Here is a 24,023-nt window from a genome sequence, read left to right as displayed (position 1 = left end):
CGGCGACAGGCGCTGCGGCGTCGGCACCTTCGGCCGTCGACCCAGACGGGGCGGGCTGTCAGGCGCGCGGGTTGACGAGGGCGCTGGCGAGGGCGTCGCCGAGAGCGTCGATGTGCTCGCCGGCGAGGGCGTCGGCGAGGGTCGCCGGGGCGGCCGAGAAGATGACGCTGGCGCCGCGGGCGATGAGGCTGCGGGCGGCCTCGTGGACGACCGTGGCGGTGGCCGGGTCGACGCCGGTGACGCCCGTGAAGTCGAGGATCAGGGTCCGCGGGCCGCGGGGGACGTCGGCGGCGACTTCGAGGAGCTGCTGGGCGCGGGCGTCGTCGAGGGCGCCGGTGACGGGGACGACCGACAGCTCGTCGACGATCGCCAGGAGCGGGACGGCGCGGCGGGCCAGCAGGCTGCCCTGACGCTCGAGCAGGACGTCGCGGGCCTCGAGGCGCTGCCGCTCGGCGCGGGCGTCGTCGGAGGTGTCGAGCAGGACGCCCACCGCCTGGCCGGGGACACCGGCGAGCGGGGCGGCGAAGACGGCGAGGGCGGGCTCACCGACGAGGTCGCGCCGCAGCTCGGCGCCCGCAGTGACTGCGTCGGCGAGGGCGCACGCGACCGGGAGGTGGGCCCCGCCGGTGAGGCCGAGAGCGGTCCAGCGACCGTTGCCGCGCAGGTCCTCGCCGGTGCCGACGACGGCGGCGACGGGGAGGGCTTCCAGGTCGCCCATGTCGCCCGTGGGGGCGGCGGCGGCGGCCTCGGCCAGGAGGGCCCGGCCGGCCAGGCTGACCGCGGCGGGGCCGGCGAGGGCGGCGTAGAGGCGGCGCAGGGCGGTCGGCAGCGGGCGCGGCGAAGACCAACCGAGCTCGAGCAGGGCGACCTCACGCCCGCCCCAGGCCAGCGGCAACAGCAGGGTGGCGCCGTGCGCGGCGCCGTCGGGGCCCGCGGGCTCGGACAGCCGGGGGGTCGGCGCGCCGGGCTCGATCTCGGTGGGGGTGTCCGAACGGACCTGTTCGAACAGCCATGGCTCATTGGGCCTGGCGAAAAGGCCAGCCAGGTCGGCGAGCGGGCGCGTGGCCAGCTCGCCGCCGGCGCGCAGGGCCAGGCGCGTGGGGTCGGCCGGGTCGCGCAGCCACAGGGTGGCGCTCGAGGCCTCGATCGCCTGCGCCGGCTCGGCGAGGGCGGCGAGGGTCTCGTCGAGGTCGCCGGCCTCGGCCAGCGCGAGCGCGGCCACGTACATCGTGTTGGCCTCGTCGATCGCGCGCTGGTGGTCGCGCAGGGCGTCACGGGCGACCAGCAGCGAGGCGACGGCGGCGCCGAGCATGTCGTAGACGAGCCGCTCGCGCGGGCTCGGGATGTGGACGATCTTCCACGACAGCACCAGCACGCCGGGCCAGCGCGCGTCGGGGCCGCCGGTGGTGAGCGGCAGGACGACCAGCGCCTGGGCGCTGCGCTCGCTCGGATGCGCGGCCGGACGCGGATCGGCCGAGAGGTCGTGCAGCACCAGCGCCTGCCGCGGCGCGGCCAGCCAGCGGGCCAGCACGGGGTGGTCGGCGAGCGCGAAGGGCCGGCCGAGCAGCGGGTCGGTGGCCGGGCAGATGCCGGCTTGCCACACGCTCGACAGCTCGGCGTGGGTCGGCACGCTCGCGTCGGTCTGGGCCGGGCGCGGGCCGCTCCGATCGATGAAGCGCGGGTCGTGCGAGCCGAGGTCGCCCGGGTCGTCGCGCAGGGTGTAAAAGCGGATCAGCGACGGGCCGTAGCTGCTCACCGCGGAGGCCACCGCGCGCAGGACGGCGTCGTCGGTGTCGGCCTCGACGAGGGCGAGGAGGGCCCGGGCGAAGGTCGTGGCCAGTTCCACGCCCTGGGGGCCGTGGAAACCTGCTTCGGCGCGCGGGTCTGGGATCATGAGAGCCGCTAGAGACGATGAGCCGAGCGGCCGCCGAGTACAAGCGCTTTCTGTGGCGGCGACGCCCGCACCCGCGCTATAGCGCCGGGCATGCGCGAATGGGTGCTGTACGGCGCGAACGGCTACACCGGCGATCTCATCGCCCGTCAGGCGGTCTCCGAGGGTTTACGCCCGATTCTGGCGGGCCGCGACGCGACGGCGGTCGGGCGCCTCGCCGGTGAACTCGGGCTCGAAGCGCGGGTGTTCGCGCTCGACGATCCGGCCGCGATCCGCCGCGGGATCGCGGGGGCCGCCCTGGTGCTCCACGCCGCCGGGCCGTTCTCGCGGACCAGCGCGCCGATGGTCGCGGCCTGTCTCGAAAGCAAAATTCATTATCTCGACATCACCGGCGAGATCCCCGTGTTCGAGGCCTGCCGGGCGCTCGACGCGACCGCCCGCGAACGCGGCGTGGTCCTCATGCCCGGCGTCGGCTTCGACGTGGTGCCCTCGGACTGCCTGGCGAAAGCCCTGGCCGAGGCGCTCCCGGAGGCCACCCGGCTGGAGCTGGCGATCCTCGCGCTCGGCGAGCTCAGCCGTGGCACCACCAAAACCATGGTCGAGCACCTCGGCGAGGGCGGCGCCGTGCGCGAGGGCGGCCGCCTGGTGCCGATCGCCACCGGCTCCCGCACTCGCACCGTCCGCCTCGGCGGGCGCGAGCGTTTGGTGGTGGCGGTGCCGTGGGGCGATCTGTCGACCGCGTACGCGTCGACCGGGATCGAGAACATCACCACGTGGATGAGCTTCCCGAGGGCGCAGATCCGCGGGCTGCGGCTGCTCCGTCTGCTGGGCCCGCTGCTGCGCCGCAAGGCGGTGATCAAGGTGCTGCAGGCGGTCGTCGATCGCCGGGTCACCGGGCCCAGCGAGCGGGTGCGGGAGGCCGGCTCGAGCGAGATCTGGGGCCGCGTCGAGGCGCCCGACGGCCGGGCCGTGGAGGGCCGCGTGCGCGCCCTCGAGGGCTACAAGTTCACGGTGATCGCGTCGCTGGCGATCGTCCGCCGCATGCTCGCCGAGCCGCCCGCGGCCGGTTACCACACGCCGGCGACGGCGTTCGGCAGCGGCCTGGTCGCTACGCTGCCCGGCTGCTCGCTGACGGTGCCGGACACGGCTGGCGCTTAGGGCATGTTCGTTCGGGCATGTCCCGATGGGCATGGTGGTTGGGGCATGCCCGATCGAGCATGTCCGAATGGCCAGGAATGGCTCACTGGTCCAGGTGCAGCGGGAACTCGCAGTCGTCGCACGCCTCGACGAGCTCGTAGGTGTAGTCGCGGACGACGGTGCAGGCCTCGCCGGCCCAGGCGCAGCTGCCGTCGTCGCGCCATTCGTCGGTGATCCGGCTGCGCACGGTGTCGGCGTCGACAGGCTCGACTTCGAGCCGCTCGAGGCGCCTGCATCCGCTCCCTGGCCACTCGTGGGCGTACTCGCCGGCCTCGGGGTCGCGGTTGACCTGCGTGAAGGCGTAGCTGGCGAGGGAGAGGCCGAGGGGGTCGACGTGGGGCACCTTGATCCACTCGGCAGTGACCTGGACGACCTCCTCCCCCATGTGGTCGTCGTCGAGCGTCGGGTGGCAGTCGTTAGCGAGGGTGACGGCCGTCATGCGGTAGATGCCGCTCGGTGGGAGCTGCTCGATCTCGGGGCCGCAGCCCGGTGACGCCAGGAGGAGAGCCGCGAGCGCGAGGACGGGGCGGGCGAACATGACGGCAGCCTAGCCTGGCCGTGCCGGCCGTGCACGTCCCGGCGCGCCGGCGGGTCTCGGGGCGCATCGGGGGCGCAGGCGCGCCCACGACGATGAGCGCGACGCGGACGCCGGGGCGCTCGTCGGCGATGGCCGACATGTTCTATCGGACATGACCATAGGGACACCCGAATGGCGACGAACGGCCTGGCGGAGCTGTTCGGCGGGCGCTGGGGCCTTCACGGCGGGCCCTCGGGCGCGCTAGGATGCCGACGGGTCATGCGCTTCTGGGACGACGAGGACGACACCTCCGTGCTGCAGCGGGGCGAACGCTGGGCCTCGCATCGAATGCAGCTGGGGGTGGTGCAGCGGGCGGCGGGGCGAGAGATGGCGCTCGCGTTCCTGCACGGGGTGTGGGTGTCCGAGGGCCAGGGCTCGACGTACTTCATAGACGCCCGCGGCAGCGCGGCCCGGACGGTCTACTGCTACCGCGGCGACCACGAGCTCACCGGGGTCTTCGAGGACTGGCGCTGGGACGGGGAGCAGTACGTGGCGTCCTTCCGCTGGCTGGACCAGCCGATCGCCGGCTACGTGGTGCTGCGGATCGAGGGGCGCGACGCGCTGGTCGGCGGCTGGTGGTACGAGCAACACGTGCCGCCCGACCAGGTCGAGCGCCTGCCGTTCGTGCCCGGGATCAACCCGGTGCGGTGGGTCCGTCAGCCGAACGATCGCGTCTGGCCGGACTGGGCCGTGAAGGCGCTCGAGATCGACGAGGCGCCGCCGATCACGGCGGAAGGGCTGGCGTCGGGTCGGCGGTCGGAGCCGGTCGCGCGCACGGCCGAAGATCGCTATCACCAGCGGATCGCCCGCTGGACCGGCTCTCGCACCGGGGGGGCGCGCCTGGCCGCGCGCCTGGGGCACCAGGGCTGGTGGCTGCTGCACAACGCGGTCGCCCACCCGCTGCTGGCGCTCACCCGCGGGCGCGCGGCGGTGGCGTTCCACGACTGGACCAGCGCGCGCCTCAACCGGACGGCCGAGGCCGGCCCATCGTCGCCGCCGCCGCAGGTCGAGCGGCCGCTGTGGTGGTGGCTGCACAACGTGGCGTCGCACCTGGCGATCGGCCTGGCGCCGTGCCCGGCGACGTTCCGCTGGCACGACGCGACGGCCCGGCGCATGCGCGTCCCCGGCTGGGTGTGAGGGCGCCGAAGTACGCCGCCGAGCTACGGCGCCCATGGCGGCGCCCGCTGGCACGACGTGACGGCCCGGCGCGTGCGCGTCCCCGGCTGGGTGTGAGGGCGCCGAAGTACGCCGCCGAGCTACGGCGCCCATGGCGGCGCGAGTCGAGCGGTCCCGTAGGACCCGGGCGGCCGTGGCTGCATGTCCTCGAGGACATGTTCATTAGAGCATGTTTTGATGGGCATGTCTCACGAGACATTCCCACGAGGCGCGGCGGGCGGCTCGGCCCGGCGCCGCGCGAACGGCCGGGGTCTGCGATGGACCGGCGGTCCCGACATGGTCGAACGAGCACGCTCTGATGGGCATGTCCTCCAGGACATGCCCCGAAGAGCGGCGGTCGACGAGGGCGGGCGAGCGGGGCGCGTCAGTCGGTGCGGAGGGCGACGCAGTGGCCCTCGCCGTTGATGTGGCCGAGGGTGGCGGTGAGCTGCTCGACGAACGACCACAGGTCGGTGACGTTCGTCAGGTCGCCGACCTGGTAGCGCTCCTGGGTGGTGATGTCGACCTGCCGGAGGTCGTCGGCGGTCAGCTCGCCGTCGCCGTCGTCGCTGGCGGCGATCAGGTCGAAGGCGACCTTGGGGTTCTCCGAGAACAGGTCGTCGTAGAAGAGGTGGTCGGCGTGGATGGTGAGCTGGACGTCGGTCGAGCCGACCAGCTCGCAGTCGCTGTAGCGGGTGCGGGTGTTGAAGCCCCAGATGAAGGTGAGCTCCTCGCCGCCGCGGGTGGCGGTGCCCTCGACGTAGATCGAGTGGCCGCCCTGCTTCATCAGGGCGACGTCGTCGGCGGTGGCGTTGCCGGCCACCGGGTCGACGCCCGGGCCGAGGACGTAACCGGCGTGCGCGTCCTCGGCGGCGATCGTGCCCTCGGCGATCGGGAAGCCGGCGCCGTCGCTGGCCTGGGCGAGGTCGAAGATCCAGTAGGCGCCCTCGTCGCCGAGCGGCTGGTCGGCGACGGTGATGTCGCCGACGCTGACGAGGAACTTGTCGAAGCTGACGGACCAGCCGTCGGAGAAGATCGCGGCGGGGATGCCCTCTTCGATGAATTCCTCGCCGTAGACGGAGGCTTCGTAGGTGCGCTCGGCGGCGGCCGTACAGGCGCAGGCGAGCAGGAGCGGGAGCAGGGCGATGCGCATGAGAGGTCCTCGAGGGTCAGAGGGGAGCGACAGTGTAGAACACGTGGGACTGTAAGGCGCGCCGGACGAGGTTGTGCGCGGGGTCGCCGGGGCCGATGGTCACGGGGCTGCCGTCGCCCGGATCGAGGGCGGCGAAGTCGACCCCGTCGAACAGGGCGGCGCCGCTGACGTCGTCGTGCAGCCGCAGCTGGACGCCGAGGGTGTCGTCGCTGGCCTCGTCGACGTCGAGGTCGAACGGGGCGCCGATGACCGAGGCGCCGACGTCGAGATCGAGGATGGCGGTGAAGGCGAGCTCCTGGCCGTCCTTGGTGGCGGTGCCGGCGAACTGCGCGGTGTGGCCGGCGAGCGGGTCGTCGGCCGGGAGCTCGTCGGCGCGACGGAAGGCGATGTTGCAGCCGTGGTAGTTGCCGGTGAGCAGCTCGGCCCGCCCGAGCTCGACGCCGTCGCCGGCGATCCAGTCGAGCACGAAGCTGCCCGGCAAGGCGCCGGTGACGTCGCCGCCGGCGTAGTGGCCGGGGTGGGCGATCGCCGGCGGGACGAGCAGATCCCACAGGCGCGCGAGGGCGTGCATCTCGCCCTGGATCGTGAATTCGAGGTCGCCGGTGGCGACGCGCGCCGCGTCGAGGTGGATGGTCCAGCCGAGGTCGGTGGGCGCGTCGACGAGCTGGCCGCCGTCGACCGCGACCGCGAGCTCGACCCGGGTGGCCTCCTGGCTGGGCGCGCAGGCGATCGAGAGACAGGTCGCAAGGGACAGGACTGAAAGGACAGGTTCTTTCATGACGTCACAACCACAGGGTGGCGCCGATCCGGGCGGTCAGCGGCGGGCCGGCGAGGAAGTGGAGGGTGGGGATGGTGCTGCGCGGCTCGCTGCGGTCCCACCACGAGGCGTAGTGGTACTCGCCCTCCTTCCAGTGGGCGTTGGTGACGTTGTCGATCTGGAGGTCGAGCTGCAGGGGACCGACACGGTAGCCGAGGCTGAGGTCGAGGAGGGCGTAGGCCGAGGTGCGGGCGCCGTGCGGGAGGGCGCGGCTGCCGACGACGAGGAAGCGCGCGCCGGCGCGGAAGCCCGAGGGGTGCACGAGGGTGAGGCCGGTCGCCGACATGAACGGCGGGGCGAGCGGGACCGGGGCGCCGGATTCGACGAAGCGCGCCTGCACGAGGCTCACGTCCTGGCGCAGCTGCAACCACCGCCGCGGCCAGACCGCGAGGTCGAAGTCGAGGCCGAGCCGGCGCGTGCGGTTGAGCTCGATGTTGACCGCGGACACGTGATCGAAGACGAGCTCGCGGTCGATCCAGGTGCCGAACAGCGCGAGGCCGGCGCTGACGAGCTCGCGGTGCTGAAACCGGGTGCCGACCTCGACGCTGTCGGAGGCGACGATCCGCGCCGGGCCGCCGCGGTAGCGATCGAGGGCGGTGTCCTCGGGCACTGCGGCGCCGCCGAGCACTGCCCGGGCCTCGGGCGCCCGCAGGCCGCGGCCGTAGGCGAAGAAGAGGGTGGCGAACGGGGCGAGGCGGACGCTGGCGTTGATCCGCGGCGAGGGCAGGGCGAGGACCTTGCGGGCGTGGCGATCGGGGTCGATGCGATCGCGGACGTCGTAGGCCATGAGGTCGAGGCGCGCGCCGGCCTCGAGGACGAAGCGATCGACGGGTCGCCAGCGGATGCCGGCGCGGGCGTGCGCCTGGTGCTGGCCGGCCCCGAGGTCCCAGTTGCGGCTGACGACCTCGTGGCGGACGTCGACGCGGACGTCGTGCTGACGGACGAGGTCGCCCTGCCAGGCGCCGCCGGCCAGCAGCTCGACGGTGCGGTGGAGCGGGCGCCGATACTCGAGCTGATAGCCGAGGCTGGCGAAGCGGTGGCGCTGGTTGCGACGATCGCCGGCTATCGGATCGAGGAGGTAGCCGGTGAAGTCCTCGACGAGATCGAGGGCGCGCAGCTGACCGTGGAGCCGCTGCTCGAGCTTGCCGACGCCGAGGTCGAGCTGGTGGCGCAGGGCGGTGAAGAGGCGGTTCGAGCGGCCGCCGCCGTCGTCGCGGTAGACGCCGTCGAAGTCGACGCGGCCGCTGGCGACGTCGTCGGCCCGCACCGCGCCGGGGGCGTCGAACTTGGCGGCGTAGACGCCGGCGGTCAGGTCGAGGGCGCCGTGGGTCTTGCTGTCGAGCAGGCGGATCTGGCCGAGGAAGGTGGCGCGCTGGGCCCCGCGCGCGGCGGCGAAGCCCCTGTCGGTCATGGCCTCGACGGCGAAGAATGTCTCTTTGGCCATGTTCTTCGGGGCATGTACGAACACGCCGCGGTGACGCAGGGTGCTGCCGAACTCGTAGCTGACCCGGCTGCCGCGCGCGTCGGGGTCGACGCCGAGGTCGAAGCGGATCGTGCCGGCGTTGGCGAAGTTGCCCTGGTCGAGCAGGAAGGGGCCCTTGTTGGCGGTGACGCGGCGGACGACCTCGGGGATGACGAAGCCGAGGTCGACGTAGCCCTGGCCGTGGATGTTGGACAGCTCGTTGACGGTGACGCCGGCGACCTTGATCTCGATGTCGGCGCCGTGCGCGGCGTCGAAGCCGCGCATGAACATCTGCTGGCCCTTGCCCTCGGCGCCGTGCTGGATCAGGAGGACGCCGGGCACGAGCCGCAGGAGATCGTCGGCGCTGCGCCGCCGCGGGCTGGCGGCGATCTCCGCCGGTCCTACCGTCCGCTGCGAGGCGGTGCGAGGGCTGCGGTCGCTGACGACGACGGTGGCGTACCGCCTGTCCTTCGGGACATCATGCGCCGCTGCGCCCGCAGGGGCCGCCAGCACGGCGAGGAGCGCAAAGGCGCGCAGCAAGGGCTCGCTCGGTCGGCGCACGCGTCGGGCGAGGATACGCGAGGCGACGCGCGGCGGATCGAGGCGAAGGCGGGCTCGAGGCCGTGCGCCGGCGGGCCCGCGCTCGCGGGCGCGCGGGCTGCCCGTCTGCGCACGCGGTGCATGGGCGCCGGGTGCATGTGCACGCGATCGCGGAGCGACCGGTGCGAGTGATTCGCGGCGACGCTTCGCGTCGAGGCGCAGCTCGGCGAGGTGCATCGACGCGGCTGCGGCTGCCTCGCGGAGGTGCAGCGGACGATCCGCGACGAAGGGCGCGAGGTCTCGCGCCTCCCGGGTTCATGCGGGCGGCCCGCCATCGGCTCACTGCGGTGATGCCGACGCGGCCGAGGTGCAGGCGGGCACGGAGAGGCGAGGCGCGAGGTTTTTCGCGCCTCGCGAGGGCTCAGGCGAGCGGGTGCTCGAACACGGGCGGCTTGCCGCGGCTCATGGCGGTGACGCCGACGCGGGCGGCCGACTGGCACAGGCTGTCGGCGGCGCGCTGCTCCTCGAGCGCGCCGGCGGCGGCGACGTCGAGGGCGCCTGTGTCCTCGATCGTGCGGGCGAGGAGGTCCCGCAGCTCGGCGTCGAGGACGACGCCCTGCTCGTTGCGGGGATCGACGCCGCGGTCGACCTGGACCTCGGCGGGGCCGGTGCGGAACGGCGGGAGCGGAGCTGTCCCTCGGGCCAGGGCGAGGGCGTACTCGCCGCTGGCGCGCGGGAGGTCGCGGACGGGGACGACCGAGCTGACGAGGCCGAGCTCGCGCGCGCGGGCGGCGTTGATGCTCTTGCCGGTCAGCAGCAGCTCGTTGAGGGCGGCGTAGTGCTCGGGGGCGCTGCTGCGGTGGAGCAGGTGGCAGCCGCCGAGGCCGGGGATGACGCCGACGGTCGGCTCGGGCTGGGCGATCACCGCGCCCTCGCCGGCGATCCGCGCGTGGCACGAGCTGGCCAGCTCCATGCCGCCGCCGAGCGCGCGGCCGACGATCGCGGCGACGGTGGGCTTGCCGGCCCGCAGCTTGGCCAGGGCGGCCTTCCAGCCCTGGATCAGGGCGAGGGCGGCGTCCCGCTTGCCGAGGACGGGGACGAACGCGCCGATGTCGGCGCCGTGGCCGAAGTCGCGGTTGTAGAGGCCGTCAGGGGCGACGACGATCGCCTCGACGGCCGGGTCGGCCTGCAGGGCGTCGACGGCCCGCCCGAACTCGGCCAGCAAGGTGTGGCCGAGGGTCGAGCGCTTGAGCGAGACCAGGCCGACGCCGCCGCTGACGCTGCGGCCGACGTAGATGCTGTCCCATCCGACATGTTCTCCGCGACCTGTCCGCGAGAACACGTCGAGAGGAGCGACCTCGTCGGCGCGGGTGATCCGCTGCTCGACGAGGAAGGCGCGCGTCAGCTCGGCGGCCTGCTCGAGGCCGAGGGCGGCGATCAGCGCCGGCGGACCCTCGCGGAAGGCGAGCGCTTTTTCGGCGAGGTAGTTGAGGGCGTCGGCGGTGACGATGCCGTGGGCGAGCATGCGCGCGGTGAGGGCGAACAACATGCCGAACATGCGCGCGCGGACGGTGGCGACGCCCTCGGGCGGGCACTTCTGGCCGCGCTCGTAGGGCCACTGCTTGCCGGGGTCGGCGATGTACGGCTGCCAGGCGTCGGGGATGGCGTAGAGGGTGCTGTCGACCTCCTCGCGCATGAGCTCCATGCAGTGGGCCGACAGGCCGTTGGCGCCGCGGATCAGGTTGTGGACGAAGAACGGCGAGGTGCCGAGCAACTGCTTGCAGGCGTCGTCGATCTGCGCCGGGCTGAGGCCGGTGCTCTCGTGGATCCGCACGGCCTCGAGCATCATCCCGCAGAACAGGCGATCGGCGGCGAAGCTCGGCACGTCGCCGACCGAGATCAGGGTCATGCCGGCGCGGCCCAAGAAGGCCCGGATCTGCTTGAGCGTGGCCGGGCTGGTCACCGCGCCCTGCTCGGGCAGCTCCCACAGCTTGTTGGTGAGGTGCGGGAAGAACGGGTGCAGGACGCCGCAGCGATCGGCGCCCGGGAGGCCGTCGAAGAGGTGCCGGGTGGTGAAGCCGCTGGTGGCCGAGAAGATCAGGGCCTCGGGATCGCGGGCCCGGATCGCGGCGTAGAGCGGCTTCTTGATGTCGAGGCGCTCGGGCACGGCCTCGAACACGAGGCCGATCTTGAGGTCGGCCGGGATGTCGGCGATGCCGCCGCGGATCGGGATGATGGCCCTGGTGATGGCCTCGATCTCGGCCGGGGCGACGCGCGGGGCGAACTGCTCGGCGAGCCTGGCCGCGACCTGCTCGACGGCGGGCGACAGATCGAGGGCGATGACAGGGACGCCGTGGCGAGCGAGGATGCGCGCGAGCTGTCCGAGCTTGCCGAAACCGACGTTGCCGCAGCAGCCGGCGACGAGCAGGGCCCGCGGCGGACCCCCGTCAGGCTGAAAGATGGCTGCTACCGAGGGATCGCGCGCGTTTTCCATGGGCCGGGAGCATAAAAGGCGTCGGCGACGGCCCGAGCGCGGTTTAGGTTGAGGTTTCCCACGCCCCGGACGAATTGTGTATTCGCCGTCATGTGCCATCTGCCGCCCGCTTCGCGGCCATCCAGGCCTGTGCCCTCGGATCTTCTATATAGCGGGTGTTCGCCCGCTTGCGCGCCAGGCGCCGCGGTTTTCTCTCGATCGTTGCCGAATTGGCGGCGATCGGACTACAGTGCCGTTCACGACTCGATCGAACCCACGATCAAGGCACGTAGGAGAACCGCCATGAAGCACACCAAGATCGTCCTTGCGGCCCTCGCCGCGATGTCCCTGTCCCTCCCGGCTTGCGGCGGGGACGCCAAGAAGGAAGAGAAGAAGGAAGAGAAGAAGGTCGAGACCAAGACCGAGACCACGAAGACGGTCGAGACCCCGAAGCCCGTCGAGGCGAAGCCGGAGGCCAAGCCCGAGGACGCCAAGCCGGCCGATCCGGCCGCCCCGGCCCCCGGTGGCGCTGCCGCTCCGGCGCCCGCTCCCGAGGCCGGCAAGTAATCAGCCTCTTCTCAGCCACCAAGCAAGACACGGCGAGGCGCCAGGATGGCACCTCGCCTTGTTTTTTAAGGGCCTTGTTTTTAAGGGCCTGTTTTCTCCAGGCGCCGGACAGTCGTCGGTGCTCCCTCGCACGGCGCATCACGGGCCTGCACAGGCGAAGCACCCCACGGTTTTGCTAGGGTGAGACATGCGCCACGACGGCCGCGCCCTCGACCAATTACGTCCCTTCTCCCTCGAGCCCGGCTTCATCGGCTCGGCCCTCGGCTCGGTGCTGGTGGCGACCGGCCGCACGCGGGTGATCTGCACCGCCAGCCGCGAGGCCAAGCCGCCCGGCTGGCTGACCCAGGGCGGCTGGGTGACCGCCGAGTACGCGATGCTCCCCGGCGCGGTCAGGCCCCGCGGTCGACGCGAGCCCGACGGCCGCGCGAAGGAGATCCAGCGGCTCATCGGCCGCTCGCTGCGGGCGGCGATCGACCTCGAGAAGCTGGTTGGTCCGCAAGGGCCGGTGGCGCTGACGGTCGACTGCGACGTGATCGAGGCCGACGGCGGGACCCGGACAGCGGCGATCACCGGCGGGATGGTGGCGCTGGCGCTGGCCGTGCGGGCGCTGCAGCGCGAAGGAGTGCTGACCGCCGACCCGGTGCGGGCGCTGGTGGCGGCGGTCTCGGTCGGGGTGTGCCCGCTGCCCGCCGCCGACGCGGAGGTGCCGATGCTCGACCTGGCTTACGTGGAGGACAGCCAGGCAGTGGTCGACTGCAACGTGGTGATGCTCGAGCGCGGCGGGCTGGTCGAGATCCAGGGCACCGGCGAGCGCGGCGGGTTCGACCGGCCGACGTTGTCGCGCATGCTCGACCTGGCCGAGTCAGGCATCGCCTCGCTGTTCGCCGGCCAGCACGCGGCGCTGGCGAAGGTGGCTGAACAGGCAGGATCGTGAGTTCGTAGATGATCGCGCAGGAAGGTTCGGACATGTCCCGAAGGCTGGTGCTGGCGACCGGGAACCCGCACAAGGTGACGGAGCTGGCGGCGATCGTGCGCGCGGCCGGCCTGCCGCTGTCGGTCTGCTCGGCCCGCTCGCTCGGGCCGGCGCCGGCGATCGCGGAGGACCAGGGCAGCTTCGAGGCGCACGCGCGGCTCAAGGCGCTGGGGATCGCAGAGTGGCTGCGCAGCCGCGGCGAGCCGGGGTCGACCCTGGTGCTGGCCGACGACTCGGGGATCTGCGTGGCGGCGCTGGACGGGGCGCCAGGGGTCGATTCGGCCTACTTCGCAGGGCCGCAGGCGGACGACGCGGCGAACAACGCCCGCCTGGTGGCGGAGCTGCGCGCGCGCGGGCTGGAGCGCTCGCCGGCGCATTACCTGTGCGTGCTGGCGCTGACGCGGGTCGATGGGGCGGCGCTGCCGGAGGCGGACGGGGCGGTGCGCCTGTTCACGGGCCGCTGGGACGGCGAGGTGCGGACGACGCCCCGCGGCTCCGGGGGGTTCGGCTACGACCCGTACTTCTGGCCGGACGGCAGCGCCCGCTCGTCGGCCGAGCTGCCGCCGGCGGAGAAGAACGCGCAGTCCCACCGCGGGCGGGCGACTGCCCAGCTGCTGGCGGCGCTGCCGACGGTGCTGGCCGGCTGAGGCCGCGAGCAGTGATGTTTGTTGAGCTGCTGCGCCGCAGCGGGTAGCGACGCTGCGGAGTGAGGGGGGGGCGCTGCGTGGCTCGTCGGTTCACTCGTGGCCCGCGCCCTTGTCGCGCCTGGCCAGCGGATCCGATCGCGATGAAGTGGCGAACTTCCCCAGCACACCGCAGCCGGGGGAGGGTCGTAGCGAACGTTGCGGCGACGCAAGGTGATGTCGCTCGGGTTCGCCGTCGGGCGAGCGCCGAGGTCGAGCGCGGGAGAGCTCTCGGCGTCCGGTCGCTCGGGTGAGAGGCAGCTCCCGGAGAGCCCGGTCGCCCGCGCGGCGAGAGGCGGCGAGCGCTGGGGGTCGAGTGCGGGGAAGCTCCCGGAGAGTCCGGCCGATCACGCGGGCGGGCGAGAGGCGGCAAGTGCTCGTGCTGAAGAAGAGTGGGGTGAGAGCTTCCGGGCCTGGTCGATCGCGCGGGCGGACGAGCGCTGCGGAAAGGCTCAGCGCGGCGAGAGTCGCCCGGGACGGTTCGGTGGGCTCGCACGGGCGGACAGAGGCGGCGAGTGCTGCGAGCGTGCGGCGCTCGCACGGGCGGACCCGTGCGGCGGCGACGCTGCCTCGCCTCGCAAGCGATCGCCGCGGATCTGCCGCGGCCGGGTCGCCCTCACGCAGACGAGGGAGGCGGCCTGGCGAGACGGTGGGGGTCGCAGGCGAGCGGGCGCGGCGGGCGGAGGACGATCGGCGAAGGTCCGCGGCGCAGAGGTCGGCGGACGGTGGTTCGGAGCGCTGGATCGCGGCCCGGGGGTCGTGTATGGTCCGGGGCCGCTCGGGGCGTAGCGCAGTCTGGTAGCGCGCCTGCTTTGGGTGCAGGATGCCGGAGGTTCGAATCCTCTCGCCCCGACCAATTTCTCGTTTATCGGCCCTTCGGGGCCGGTTCCACGGCCTTCCCAGGCCCGGCGCCCATAGCTCAGTTGGATAGAGCATCGGCCTTCTAAGCCGAGGGTCCCAGGTTCGAATCCTGGTGGGCGCGTCGTGTCCGCGCCCGGCCGTGGGTCAGGCGCGGGCCTGGGCGGCCCGGTAAGCGGCGGCGAAGCGACGGGCGCGCTCGGGGTCGACGGGGCCGCCGGCGCGGCCGTCGGCCCGCAGGGCGCTGCCGACGATGATGCCGTCGGACAGGCCCGCGAGGACCGGCAGGGCGGCCTCGGTGGCGCCGCTGGCGACGTAGAGCGGGACGCCGCCGGCGGCCGCCCGGACGCGTCGCAGGTGCTCGGGGTCGACGGCCTCGCCGGTGCCGCTGCCGGTGACGAGGACGGCGTCGGCGAGGCTGCGCTGGACGAGGTCGCGGGTCTCGTCGGCGAGGTCGCGCGCGGCCAGGGGGGCCGAGTGCTTGACGGCGACGTCGGCCCAGATCTGGAGATCGGGCCGGCCGAGCTCGCGGCGCAGGCGGAGGACCTCGGCGGCCTGACCCTCGACGAGGCCCTGATCGGTGACGCGGGCGCCCGAGAGCACGTTGATCCGCACGCACTCGGCGGCGACGGCGACGGCGATGGCGACGGCGGCGAGGCCGTCGTTGCGCAGGACGTTGATGCCGAGGGCGAGGTCGGGGCAGGCGTCGCGCACGGCGAGGGCGCAGGCGGTGATGCCGGCGATCGTGACCGGAGGGACATGTCCCTTGAAGAAGGGGACGTCGCCGAAGTTCTCGACGACGGCGAGGTCGAAGCCGGCGGCGGCGAGGGCCCGGGCGTCGCGGGCGACTGCGCGGGCGAGCGCGGCGACGGGCTCGCTGCTGCGCGGGCTGCCGGGGAGCGGCGGGAGGTGCAAGACGCCGACGAGGCTGCGCATGGCGGCGAAGGTAGCAGCGATCTCGAAGCGCGAGCGTGTCGCAGCGACGGCGACGATCGTGCGCGTGCGCAGCGGGCTGCGCTGCGGAGTTGGAGACAGAGTCGCGTCGCGGGGAGGTTGGAACCGGGTCGGGCGGGGCCGCGATCGGGCGAGCGCACGCGGCCGCGATCGCGGCTGCCGCCGGCCGGCGGTGATCGCCCGCACTTCAGGCGCACACGCCAGGGCGATAGCGTGGGACGCAGGAGGGGTCGGTATGCGGGGGACGTGGACGATCGCGGTGGTGGCGGCGCTCGGGCTCTGGGGTTGCGGCGACAGCGGGCCAGGGACGAGCACGGGCGGGGTCAGCGAGGGGACGACGGAGGCGTCGACCGACACCGGCGGGGCGTCGATGACGACGGCGCCGACGACGACGACGACGAGTGAGCCGGAGCCGACGACGGGCGGGACGACGACGACGACGACGATGTCGACGCCGACGACGACGACGCCGACCACGGGCGCGCCGGCGGAGTGCGAGACGGCGGACGACTGCCAGGCGCCGACGTGCCAGGCGCCGACCTGCGAGGCGGGGATGTGCGGGACGATGAACCTGGCCGAAGGGACACCCGTCGACGATCTGCCGGGGGACTGCCGGGCGACCGTATGCGACGGCGGCGGGGGGACCAAGGAGATCCCGACCGACGATCCGCCGGCGCAGGCGACGGGTGACTGCAAGCTGGCGGGCTGTCTTCAGGGACAGGTGGAGTACACGCCGGCCGACGACGATCTGCCGAACGACGACAACGACTGCACGATCGACACCTGCATGGCCGGCGAGCCGGTGTTCACGGCCAAGCCGATGCACAGCCCGTGCGGGCCGATGGGGACGAACTTCTGCCACTCCGACGCGAGCTGCCAGGCGTGCAAGGAGGTGACCGACGCGTGCGAGGACTACGGCTCCGAGCCGCACGAGACGCAGGCGACCGCGCACAGCCTGGGCGAGATCACCGACGCCGACGCCAGTGGGTCGTTCGCGTGCGGGACGATCAAGGGCGCCGCCGACGTCGACTGGTTCACGTTCAACGGGGTCGACGCGTTCCTCAACATGGTCGACCCGTCGCGCACCCTGGTGGCCGAGAACGACGCCGGCAGGTTGTGTGTGTACCTGCAGTGCGACAACGGCACGACGTCGGTGACGTGCGGGGCCAACGACACGCCCGACACCGCGCCGATGGGCCAGAAAGGCTGCTGCGGGCTGGGGACGGTGTCGCCGGGGCTGAACTGCACGGGGCTCGACGACTCGGCCAAGGTGTGGATCAAGGTCGACAACCCGGAGATGCTGGCCTGCGTGCCGTACCGGCTCGACTACCACTTCTAGGCGGGACTATCGTCGGTCGGTGCAGCGGACGTGCGGACACGAGGGCGGCGCCGAGGGGCGGATCTGCGTCCACCTGGCGCAGGACGAGGACCTGAGTTTCCTGAGCCGCTTCACCGGCGCGGGGACCGAGTACTGGGTGGTCTGCAGCGCGTGCGGCGACGTCGAGGCGCCGCCGCTGGTGACCGTGTGCGAGTCGTGCGTGCGCGACCGGGAGCAGTACGTCCTCTCGTGGGGGGGCCTCCGCGGGCGACCGGAGGTGCGCGTGCGGGCGTCGTCGCTGGCGTTCCGGCAGACGGAGGTGCAGGTGCCCGGGCTCGCCGGGGCGACGAGCGCTGCCGCGGCGGCGCTGGTGGACGGCGACCGCAGCGCCTGGTTGGTGGTGCAGGACGGGGCGCTGTGGCGGGTCGACGTCGAGCCGGACGGGGGTCGCATGATCCGGGTGTGTGCGCTCGCCGGGCAGCTCGAGGGCGAAGACTTGCGGATCGAGGTGGCGCCGGACGGGCGCTTCGCGGCGGTGGTCGAGCGTCGCGGCCAGTACGGCGTGGTGCTCGAGGTGGCGAGCGGGGCGATCACGATGCGGCTCGATCGCGGCAGGTATCACGTCTCGCAGTACGACTTCGCGTGCGTGTTCGCGGCCGACGGGGCGCTCGTCCACGCGACCGAGTGGAATCGCCTGGATGTGTCGGATCCCGCGACGGGCGAGCTGCTGACGCCGCGTACGGCGAGCGAGGGCGCGGGCGGGCGGCCGGAGCACGCGCTCGATTACTTCCACGCGGGGCTCAGCGTGTCGCCGGACGGTCGCTGGCTGGTCGACGACGGCTGGGTGTGGCACCCGTGCGGGTTCCTGCGACGCATGGACTTGCAGCGGTGGCGGCACGAGAACCCGTGGGAGACCGAAGACGGGCCGTCGCTGCTCGACCTCCGCCTGGTCAACTACTTCTGGGACGCGCCGCGCTGCTTCGTCGACGACCGGACGCTGGTGGTGTGGGGCTTCGGCTTCGACGACGAGGCGATGGTCGACGCAGCGCTGGTGTTCGACGTCGAGACCGGCGCGCGGCTGCGGTGGTTCGCCGGGCCGCCGCGCGGGCGCTTCGTGTTCGACCGGCACCTGATCGTGGTCGCGGCCGAGGGGACGAGCGTGTGGGACGTCGCTACGGGCGAGCGGCTGCTGGCGGCGCCGGGGCTGGCGCCGCAGGCGTTCCACCCGGTGACCCGCGAGCACGCGACGTTCGCTGCCGGAGCAGTGGTGCTGAGCCGGCTGGTCGAGGAATGAGCGGGCTCTGAGGACATGCTCGAACGGGCATGTCCTCCCGGACAGGCTCGCTCAGGCGGTCGTGATCAGCGACGGCGGCAGGTGGCCGGTGTCGTTGTAGTTGATCAGCGCCTCGAAGTCTTCCTGGTAGATCCGCAGCTCGGTGATCCCGCAGTGCGAGCAGTCGAAGCGGCTCCAGGCCTCGTAGGGGAGGCGCAGGGTGTGGGCGACGAGGTAGCGGATCAGGTTGCCGTGGGTGAAGATGACCGCAAAATTGGTCTGCTTCGGGGTGCGGAAGAAGCGGTCGCGGACCTTCTCGACCTGCTTGACGGTCAGCGCCCGATCCTCGGGGCTGGTGAACGGCAGGCCGGGGTGGACGCCGAACTCGGCGACCCGGTTGGCGTCGACGATCGGCAGGACCTCGTGCAGGTACGGCTTGACCTTGATCCGGTCGATGTGGAGCTCGTGCGCGGCGATCTCGGCGGTCTGCAGCGCGCGCGGCCAGGGGCTCGAGAACAGGCCCTCGAACCGGCCCTGGGCGGCGTCGAGGATCTGCGCGAGGCGCCGACCGGTGCGCACGGCCTGCCGCCGGCCCAGCGGGGTGAGACCCCAGACGGTGTCGCCCTCGTCGCCGATCCGCTCGTAGTGGCCGTGCCGGACGAGGATGACCCGGCTGTGGACGACTTCGAGGCTCATGGGCGCGGCGGCGCTTGTAACACGGGGACGCGGTGCTCACAAAGGAGTCACAGCGAGCCGCCGCAGCCGCCGCCAAAGCGCGAGGTCACCGGCGACGAGGCGCTCCTTGTCGGCCCGCCGGAGGGCCTTGAGCGCGTACTCAAGCTGCCGGGCGTGCCGCGGCAGCTGCTGCCCGCGCTTCCACGCGAGGATGACCGGGAGCCGCGCGCGGGTGTACTTGGCGCCCTTGCCGGCGTTGTGCGCCGCGAGCCGCCGATCGAGGTCGTCGGTGATGCCGGCGTAGAGCGAGCCGTCGGCGCAGCGGAGGAGGTAGACGGTGTAGCGGCGCTCCGTCACGCGGGCCGACGATACTCGCGAACGCGCCGGCGCGCGCGGCGGGAGGAACCGTGCCGCGGGTCGCCCGCTCGGGACGATCGCGGCGCTCCGGCGAGGCCGCGCGCCGACAGCGACGCGATCTTCCGCGCGCAGGCGCGGGCGGTCGCGGGCGATCACGATCTTCCCGCGTGGAGCGCCGGCGCAGCCGCGCGGCGCCGGCGACACGGGCTTCCCGCGCTGGAGCGCCGGCGCGGTCGCGGGGCGAGGGCGGACGACGAGCTTGCGCGAGCGACGAGCTCTCGGCGCGGGAGCGCCGGCTCTCGGCGCGGGAGCGCCGGCGAGGCCGCACCGCGAGGGCGGTTGGCCGGTCTGCCGCCATCCGGCGCGGGGCAAGCGGAGGACGGAGCAGGTGCGAGCACCCTTGCACGGTGCAGCGCGGCGAGGGACGTGATGCGCGGAGCCGGGGCGGCGACGGATCGGTGGGTGCTGGTATTGGGCGCGCCGCGGGGCTCAGCCGGCTGCGGCGATCACCTCGAGCAGGCCGGCGCCGTACTTGTCGGCCTTGGCCGGGCCGATCCCGTGGGCGAGGAGCAGCTGGTCGCGGGTGCGCGGGCGCAGCAGCGCGAGGTCGCGCAGGCTGCGGTCGCTGGCGACCACGTAGGGCGGGACGCCCTCGCGGCTGGCGACCTGCATGCGGTGGGCGCGGAGCCGCTCGAACAGCGCCAGCGCGCCGGCGTCGAGCACGGCCTCGGGCTCGGCCTCGCGGGCGCGCGAGCTGCCTTTCGGGGCAGGTCCTCCGGGACCTGTCCCCGGGAGCATGTCCTTGGAGGCAGGGCGGACGCGCGGCGGCAGCAGCAGGCGGGCCGGCAGCTCGCCGCGCATGACCCGGCGGCCGATGTCGGTGAGGACGACGACGGGGCGGTCGTCGCCGGTGAAGTCGACCCAGCCGGCGACGACGCAGCGGCGCAGCAGGCGGAGCAGCCAGGCGGCGTCGTGCTCGCGCAGGGCGCCGAAGGTGGGGGTGTGGACGAGGCCGGTGCGCTCGAGCCGTTCGTCGGCGGCGCCGCGCAGCAGGCTGACCGCGGCCTGCAGGCCGAAGCGGCGGTGGATCCGGGCGACCGCGCTGAGCGCCTTGCGGACGATGAGGGTGGTGGCCTCGGGATCGTCGTCGGCCTCGGCCGAGAGCTGGCGGCAGACGTCGCAGCGGCCGCAGCCGCCCAGCGCCTCGCCCTCGTCGCCGAAGTGGCGGAGGATCGCGTCGTGCCGGCAGGAGCCGCCCTCGGCCCAGCGCATCAGCTCGAGGAAGGTGTTCCACTTGTGCTCGACGACGGCGGGCTCCGGCGGGCTGTCGTCGCCGCCGCCGCGCTCGATCAGCCGCCGCCGCAGCGGCAGGTCGCCCGGGGCGATCAACAGCAGGCCGAGCGCGTCGCGGCCGTCGCGGCCGGCCCGCCCGACCTCCTGGTAGTAGGCCTCGATCGAGCCCGGCGGGGCCAGGTGGATCACCGCGCGCACGTCGGCGCGGTCGATGCCCATGCCGAAGGCGTTGGTGGCGACGACGACGTCGAGCTCGCCGCGCGAGAAGCGGGCCTGGACCTTCTCCCGCTGCGGGCCCTCCATGCCGGCGTGGTAGGCCTCGGCCCGCCAGCCGCGGGCGACCAGGCGGACCGACTCCTGCTCGGTGACCTTGCGGGTGGGGGCGTAGATGATGGCTGTCCCGGAGGACATGTCCCCGGCGCCCTGTCCAGAAGGACGGGTCCCCGGGGCGCGGCCGAGCGCGGCCTCGATCGTGCGGTCGATCAGGCGCTCGCGCGCGCGGCGGTCCTCCTCCTCGGCGACGTGCAGGGCGAGGTTGGGGCGGGCGAAGCCGCGGACGATCTGCGGGGTGTCGGCCGGCAGGCCGAGCCGCGACAGGATCTCGTCGCGCACGACGGGGGTGGCGGTGGCGGTGCAGGCGAGCACGCGCGCCCGCGGGAGGTCGGCCAGGAGCTCGCCGATCTGCAGGTACTCCGGGCGGAAGTCGTGACCCCACTCGCTGATGCAGTGGGCCTCGTCGACGGCGATCAGCGGGATCGGGATCTTGCGGCAGATCTCGCGGAAGGCGGGCGCGCCGAGCCGCTCGGGGGCGACGTAGACGAGCTTGTAGTGGCCGCGCGCCATGGCCCCGAGGCGGGCGCCGATCTCGGGCCCGGGCAGGGTGCTGGCGAGGAAGGTGGCAGTGACGCCGCGCGCCTCGAGGGCCCGCACCTGGTCGGCCATGAGGGCGATCAGCGGCGAGAGGACGATGGTGGTGCCCGGCAAGGCGCTGGCCGGCAGCTGAAAGGTGAGGCTCTTGCCGCCGCCGGTGGGTGCGACGAGCAGCAGCCGCCGCCGCTGCATGAGGACCTCGATCGCCTCGGCCTGACCTGGCCGAAAAGACTGGTAGCCGAGCCGCTGCAGAGCGCCGAGGAAGTCCGGCCCGTCCGCCTGCGCGAGCTCCGGACGCGCCGCCGCAGGGCCGGCAGGCCGAACCGTCGCGTCGTGCTCGTGGGCGCCGGGAGAGGTCACGGGCCGACAGGGTGGGCGCTCGCGCGCGCACGCGCAAGCACGATCGCGCGGGCAGCGGCGCGGCGGGTGGTGCGGGCTCGTGGGCGAGGCGCCGGCGGCGAGGCTGGGGTGATATCCACCCCGCGACACTCTTCGGCCCCTCTCGGGGCCATCGTGTGTCGAGTCTCGAGCGAATACTCGGGCGGCACGGCGCCGCCGCGGCGCGAGCGCGGGGCGGCGAACTGGCCAGGAGTTCGCAGGCCGGGGTGTGTCGAGTCTCGAGCGAATACTCGGGGCGGCACGGCGCCGCCGCGGCGCGAGCGCGGGGCGGCGAACTGGCCAGGAGCTCGCAGGCCGGGAGGCTGTCGCGGCGTGAGCGAGCCGGCCAGGGCGAGCGCGCAGGCCGAGAGGCTGGCGCGGCGCGAGCGAACCGGCAGGGGGAGCACGCGCCGGGAGGCTGTCGGTGCGCAAGCGGATGAACGAAGCCGCGCCAGCGAGAGATCGGCGCACGGCGGAGGCGGCGAGCCCGAGCGGGACGATGAGGGGTCCCGCGTCGCACCGGCCGTGCTCGGGCTCGTCATCCTGCCGGCCGCGGGGTGGACGGCTCAGGGGGCAGGCTCGGCGGGGGGAGCCTCGGCGTTCGCAGCTTCGGCGGGGGGAGCCTCGGCCGAAGGATCGGTCGGCTCGGCCGGGGCGCCGCTGAGGCGGAAGATCCGGGCGAGGAGCCCGTTGGGGACCGCGAAGGCGGCGATCCGCTGACGATCGAGGGTGAGCTGCGGGCACTCCGGCGTGCGCCGATCGGGCCAGATGTCGATCCCGGAGGCGAACACGCTGAAGCCGGGCTCGGTGGCGACGCACGGCCCCGAGAGCCAGGCCTCGCGCGCTTCGTGGCCGTCGAGGGCGGCCATGACGACGAGCTTCGGGCTGACTGCGGGCAGCAGGACGTCGGCCCAGGTCAGCGGGACGACGTGCGCGCCGTCGACGGCGAAGCTGCGCGCGACGAGCTCGGGCGTGGGGACGGGGGCGTCGGCGGCCTTGGGATCGACGGTGGCGTCGAGGCGCTCGCACACGAGGCTGACGACCTGGGTGGTCGCCAGAGGCGTGACGCAGGTGACCTCGACGCGGCCGACCTTGCCCTCGAGCCGCTCGTCGGTCCACACGTCGAGCATGGCAGCCTCGCGGATCAACGCGGCCAGCTCGCGCTCGCGGTCGTCGTCGGGGAGGTCGACCTCGAAGTAGCTGATGGCGACGGCGACCTGGCCGGAGCGGCGCGCGATCGCCTTCTCGGCCACCGGGACGTAGGCGAGGCCGTCGGCCACCGGGGCGGTGGTGTACAGGCGATCGGGCGTGGCGACGAACAGCGGGGGCGGAGCGCGCGGCTCCGTCGTCTCGGCCGGCGGCGGCCGACAGGCGAGCAGGGCGGCGAGGAGCGCCAAACCTGATTGTTCGGACAGGTGCATCGGGACAGCTCGGTCGCGGACCGCGAGACCAGAGTGCGCCGAGCGGCGGCCGGCTGCAAGGCGCATGGCGAGCTCGGCAGGACTAGGCCATGTCCGAAATCCCGAAAACGCCAGTTTCTTGGAGACATCGGGATTTCTTGATCTGGTCGGGGACATGACGCCCCGCGTTCCCCGCCACCAGCTCACGGACGACCAGTGGAACCTGATCGCGGACCTGTTTCCGACTCGCAACTGCAAGACGGGACGGCGCGCGAGAGATCGCCGGACGATCCTGAACGCCATCTTTTGGGTGCTCCGCACAGGAGCGCCGTGGCGTGATCTTCCGATCGAGTTCGGTCCATGGTCGACTGCGTGGGACTTCTTCAACAAGTGGAACCAAGACAGGACGTTCGACGAGGTGCTGCGACGACTCCGCAGCTGCGTGGTTTCGCATGACGACCCCCCCGCCGAGCTCTGGTGCATCGACGGCACGTCTATCCGCGCGGCTCGCTGCAGCAGCGGCGGGGGGAAAATCGACGGACCCAGAAGAACCGAAGGATCACGCTCTGGGGCGCTCCCGGGGTGGCTGGGGCACGAAGATCCACATCCTGTGTGACGCACACGGACACCCCCTCCACTTCCATCTCAGCGCCGGCTAGATCCACGACCAGACGATGGTCGACACCTTGCTTTGCGGCGCCGATGAGACTCTGCACGACGAGCACGGGACAACGATGGCTTGGCCCGTCGCACTCGCCGGCGATAAGGGTTACCGAGCGAACTGGGTCGACCAGTACCTGTTGGAGCTCGGCATCAAGCCCGTAATCCCGAGTAAGGAGAACGAGGACCGCTCCCTTCGGCCTGTCGCATTCGACAAGGCCGCGTACCGGCGTCGAAGCATCATCGAGTGCCTCATCGGCTGGCTCAAGGAGTCACGCCGGATCGCTACCCGGTTCGAGAAGAAAGCCATCAACTTCGGGGCGATGGTTAAACTAGCGTTTATCCACCGCTACCTGCGTCTGTCTGCTTCATGCGCGATTTCGGACATAGCCTAAACGCGCGCGGCGAGGCGGCGGGGGCGGCGCTCCAGGGCCCGGCGAGGCGCGGCGGAGGGAGGTCTCGACGAGCCTGGCGTGCGTCGACCTCGCGTGTCCGCACG

At 73.2% G+C, this 24,023-nt stretch carries 20 protein-coding genes and 2 tRNA genes; 11 read left to right on the top strand and 11 right to left on the bottom strand.

Going from position 1 to position 24,023, the window contains the following annotated elements; genetic code table 11:
• Positions 1-58: 58 nt before the first annotated feature.
• Entirely contained in the window at positions 59-1,894 is a 1,836-nt protein-coding gene (locus O0S08_RS25195) for an STAS domain-containing protein (protein ID WP_269041796.1), read from the bottom strand.
• 90 nt (positions 1,895-1,984) lie between these two features.
• On the opposite strand from O0S08_RS25195, the gene O0S08_RS25190 reads away from it, so the two are divergent.
• Positions 1,985-3,049 (top strand): saccharopine dehydrogenase family protein, encoded by a 1,065-nt coding sequence (locus O0S08_RS25190; RefSeq protein WP_269041795.1) that lies wholly within the window; start codon positions 1,985-1,987, stop codon positions 3,047-3,049.
• Between the two features lie 82 nt (positions 3,050-3,131).
• On the opposite strand, the gene O0S08_RS25185 is transcribed toward O0S08_RS25190, so the two are convergent.
• Positions 3,132-3,626: a hypothetical protein gene (locus O0S08_RS25185; RefSeq protein ID WP_269041794.1), complete on the bottom strand. Its 495-nt coding sequence runs from the start codon at positions 3,624-3,626 to the stop codon at positions 3,132-3,134.
• Between the two features lie 171 nt (positions 3,627-3,797).
• Here O0S08_RS25185 and O0S08_RS25180 point away from each other — a divergent pair, with 171 nt between their 5' ends.
• Positions 3,798-4,802: a hypothetical protein gene (locus O0S08_RS25180; RefSeq protein WP_269041793.1), complete on the top strand. Its 1,005-nt coding sequence runs from the start codon at positions 3,798-3,800 to the stop codon at positions 4,800-4,802.
• A 403-nt stretch (positions 4,803-5,205) separates the two neighbouring features.
• Here O0S08_RS25180 and O0S08_RS25175 read toward each other — a convergent pair whose 3' ends face one another.
• From O0S08_RS25175 to O0S08_RS25160, 4 genes are all read right to left on the bottom strand, one after another.
• Entirely contained in the window at positions 5,206-5,973 is a 768-nt protein-coding gene (locus tag O0S08_RS25175; RefSeq protein WP_269041792.1) for a hypothetical protein, read from the bottom strand.
• A gap of 16 nt (positions 5,974-5,989) precedes the next feature.
• Positions 5,990-6,751 carry a hypothetical protein gene (locus O0S08_RS25170; protein WP_269041791.1) on the bottom strand — a complete coding sequence of 254 codons (762 nt, stop codon included), beginning with the start codon at positions 6,749-6,751 and terminating at the stop codon, positions 5,990-5,992.
• A 4-nt stretch (positions 6,752-6,755) separates the two neighbouring features.
• Positions 6,756-8,813: a TonB-dependent receptor gene (locus tag O0S08_RS25165; RefSeq protein WP_269041790.1), complete on the bottom strand. Its 2,058-nt coding sequence runs from the start codon at positions 8,811-8,813 to the stop codon at positions 6,756-6,758.
• Between the two features lie 400 nt (positions 8,814-9,213).
• On the bottom strand, positions 9,214-11,286 hold the full coding sequence (locus tag O0S08_RS25160; protein ID WP_269041789.1) for a 3-hydroxyacyl-CoA dehydrogenase/enoyl-CoA hydratase family protein: 2,073 nt from the start codon (positions 11,284-11,286) through the stop codon (positions 9,214-9,216).
• Positions 11,287-11,568: 282 nt separating this feature from the next.
• Here O0S08_RS25160 and O0S08_RS25155 point away from each other — a divergent pair, with 282 nt between their 5' ends.
• The 5 genes from O0S08_RS25155 to O0S08_RS25135 all read left to right on the top strand — a co-directional run bounded on the left by O0S08_RS25155 (position 11,569) and on the right by O0S08_RS25135 (position 14,470).
• Positions 11,569-11,832, top strand: a complete 264-nt coding sequence (locus tag O0S08_RS25155) for a hypothetical protein (RefSeq protein ID WP_267684249.1) — start codon at positions 11,569-11,571, stop codon at positions 11,830-11,832.
• Between the two features lie 187 nt (positions 11,833-12,019).
• The gene (gene rph, locus O0S08_RS25150; RefSeq protein WP_269041787.1) at positions 12,020-12,766 is read left to right on the top strand and encodes a ribonuclease PH; all 747 of its coding nucleotides are present in this window, start codon (positions 12,020-12,022) and stop codon (positions 12,764-12,766) included.
• Between the two features lie 32 nt (positions 12,767-12,798).
• Entirely contained in the window at positions 12,799-13,452 is a 654-nt protein-coding gene (locus O0S08_RS25145) for a non-canonical purine NTP pyrophosphatase (protein WP_269041786.1), read from the top strand.
• Between the two features lie 815 nt (positions 13,453-14,267).
• Positions 14,268-14,344: transfer RNA gene (locus tag O0S08_RS25140), tRNA-Pro, on the top strand.
• A gap of 52 nt (positions 14,345-14,396) precedes the next feature.
• Positions 14,397-14,470 (top strand) — tRNA-Arg (locus tag O0S08_RS25135).
• A 23-nt stretch (positions 14,471-14,493) separates the two neighbouring features.
• Here O0S08_RS25135 and O0S08_RS25130 read toward each other — a convergent pair.
• Positions 14,494-15,282, bottom strand: coding sequence for a BtpA/SgcQ family protein (locus O0S08_RS25130; RefSeq protein WP_269041785.1), 789 nt, complete (start codon positions 15,280-15,282; stop codon positions 14,494-14,496).
• A 253-nt stretch (positions 15,283-15,535) separates the two neighbouring features.
• Here O0S08_RS25130 and O0S08_RS25125 point away from each other — a divergent pair, with 253 nt between their 5' ends.
• Complete coding sequence (locus O0S08_RS25125; protein ID WP_269041784.1) at positions 15,536-16,639, top strand: hypothetical protein; 1,104 nt, start codon at positions 15,536-15,538, stop codon at positions 16,637-16,639.
• A gap of 19 nt (positions 16,640-16,658) precedes the next feature.
• The gene (locus O0S08_RS25120) at positions 16,659-17,912 is read left to right on the top strand and encodes a WD40 repeat domain-containing protein (RefSeq protein ID WP_269041783.1); all 1,254 of its coding nucleotides are present in this window, start codon (positions 16,659-16,661) and stop codon (positions 17,910-17,912) included.
• Between the two features lie 51 nt (positions 17,913-17,963).
• Here O0S08_RS25120 and O0S08_RS25115 read toward each other — a convergent pair whose 3' ends face one another.
• From O0S08_RS25115 to O0S08_RS25100, 4 genes are all read right to left on the bottom strand, one after another.
• On the bottom strand, positions 17,964-18,587 hold the full coding sequence (locus tag O0S08_RS25115; protein WP_269041782.1) for a histidine phosphatase family protein: 624 nt from the start codon (positions 18,585-18,587) through the stop codon (positions 17,964-17,966).
• A 36-nt stretch (positions 18,588-18,623) separates the two neighbouring features.
• On the bottom strand, positions 18,624-18,923 hold the full coding sequence (locus O0S08_RS25110; RefSeq protein ID WP_269041781.1) for a GIY-YIG nuclease family protein: 300 nt from the start codon (positions 18,921-18,923) through the stop codon (positions 18,624-18,626).
• A gap of 489 nt (positions 18,924-19,412) precedes the next feature.
• Positions 19,413-21,446, bottom strand: coding sequence for a RecQ family ATP-dependent DNA helicase (locus tag O0S08_RS25105; RefSeq protein WP_269041780.1), 2,034 nt, complete (start codon positions 21,444-21,446; stop codon positions 19,413-19,415).
• A gap of 584 nt (positions 21,447-22,030) precedes the next feature.
• The gene (locus O0S08_RS25100; RefSeq protein ID WP_269041779.1) at positions 22,031-22,885 is read right to left on the bottom strand and encodes a hypothetical protein; all 855 of its coding nucleotides are present in this window, start codon (positions 22,883-22,885) and stop codon (positions 22,031-22,033) included.
• A 64-nt stretch (positions 22,886-22,949) separates the two neighbouring features.
• Here O0S08_RS25100 and O0S08_RS51310 point away from each other — a divergent pair, with 64 nt between their 5' ends.
• Both O0S08_RS51310 and O0S08_RS25095 read left to right on the top strand, forming a co-directional pair.
• Complete coding sequence (locus O0S08_RS51310) at positions 22,950-23,480, top strand: IS5 family transposase (protein ID WP_371879545.1); 531 nt, start codon at positions 22,950-22,952, stop codon at positions 23,478-23,480.
• Between the two features lie 58 nt (positions 23,481-23,538).
• Entirely contained in the window at positions 23,539-23,919 is a 381-nt protein-coding gene (locus O0S08_RS25095; RefSeq protein ID WP_269041778.1) for a transposase, read from the top strand.
• The last annotated feature ends 104 nt before the right edge of the window (positions 23,920-24,023 follow it).

Origin of the sequence: Nannocystis punicea (genome assembly GCF_026965555.1) — a bacterium.
In the GTDB taxonomy this organism is placed as follows: domain Bacteria; phylum Myxococcota_A; class Polyangia; order Nannocystales; family Nannocystaceae; genus Nannocystis; species Nannocystis punicea.
The sequence above is the reverse complement of the archived record's forward strand: the minus strand, read 5'-3'. Positions and strand labels throughout refer to the sequence as shown.